This is a genomic window from Streptomyces fructofermentans, assembly GCF_014651055.1.
Lineage (GTDB): Bacteria > Actinomycetota > Actinomycetes > Streptomycetales > Streptomycetaceae > Streptomyces > Streptomyces fructofermentans.
In genome coordinates, this window is the sequence record NZ_BMWD01000074.1 from 1 (window position 1) to 1,214 (window position 1,214).

Below are 1,214 nucleotides of genomic sequence, written 5' to 3' on the forward strand. Positions count from 1 at the left end.
ACGTCTCGACTGTCCTGTTTGGGATTTGTCGGCTCGCCGGGCGTCTCCACGCACGCGGCCGGACGGGCGTTTGTGACCTTATAGGAGCTTGGTCCAGAAGCCCCGTCACTGTCTTGTCCACCCGCCCGACCGGCGCGTGCCGCCCTCGGAACGGACACGCCACAAGGACGGACATGACCAGCATGACGCACAACGGCCCGCAGATCACCGGCGGAGTCGACACCCACGGCCTGACCCACCACGCAGCCGTGATCGACCCGATCGGTCGGCACCTGGCCGACCGGGAGTTCCCCGCCACCATCCGCGGATACCGCGATCTGCTGGGCTGGATGCGCACGCACGGCGAGCTCGTCGCGGTGGGGGTGGAGGGCACCGGAGCCTACGGAGCCGAGCTCGCCCGAGTGCTGACCGCCGCCGGCGTCTCCGTCGTCGACGTGGACCGCCCCGACCGCAAGGCGCGGCGGATGAAGGGCAAGTCCGACCCGATCGACGCCTACGCCGCCGCGACGGCCGTGCTGTCCGGGCGGGCCACCGGCATCCCCAAGAGCCGCGACGGCGTGGTCGAGGCGGTGCGGGTGCTGCGGGTCGCCCGCCGCAGTGCCGTCAAAGGCCGCACCCAGGCGATGAACCAAATCCGCGGCCTGCTCGTGGCGGCCCCCGCGACGCTGCGCGAGCAGGTCGCGGGCCTGGAGCGCGCCGCCCTGATACGGACCCTGGCCCGGCTGCGGCCCGGCGACGATCTGTCCCGCCCGCTGGCGGCGACCCGGGCCGCGCTGCGGCGGCTCGCCCGCCGTCACCAAGCCCTGGACGAGGAGATCATCGACCTGAACTCAGAGATCGGGCCGCTGGTCAAGCAGGCCGCTCCCGCGTTGCTGGAGCTGTTCGGCGTCGGTCCCGAGACCGCCGGACAGCTGCTTGCCTCGGCCGGGGACAACCCGGAACGGATGCGGTCCGAGGGCGCGTTCGCGCACCTGGCCGGTGTCGCGCCGATCCCGGCCTCCTCCGGCCGCACCCACCGCCACCGCCTAAACCGCGGCGGCGACCGGGCCGCGAACAACGCCCTCCACACCATCGTGCTCACCCGTATGCGCTTCGACGCACGCACCCGCGTCTACGTCGAACGCCGCACCAAGGAAGGGCTGAACAAGAAGGACATCATGCGCTGCCTCAAGCGATTCGTCGCCCGCGAGGTCTACCGCGCGCTGACCACCACA

Annotated in this window: 1 protein-coding gene; it reads left to right on the forward strand. The window is 71.9% G+C overall.

The genetic code is table 11. The features are described from left to right. Nucleotides 1-173: 173 nt before the first annotated feature. On the forward strand, nt 174-1,214 hold a 1,041-nt coding region (locus IE265_RS38020; protein ID WP_190040370.1), incomplete at its 3' end, for an IS110 family RNA-guided transposase.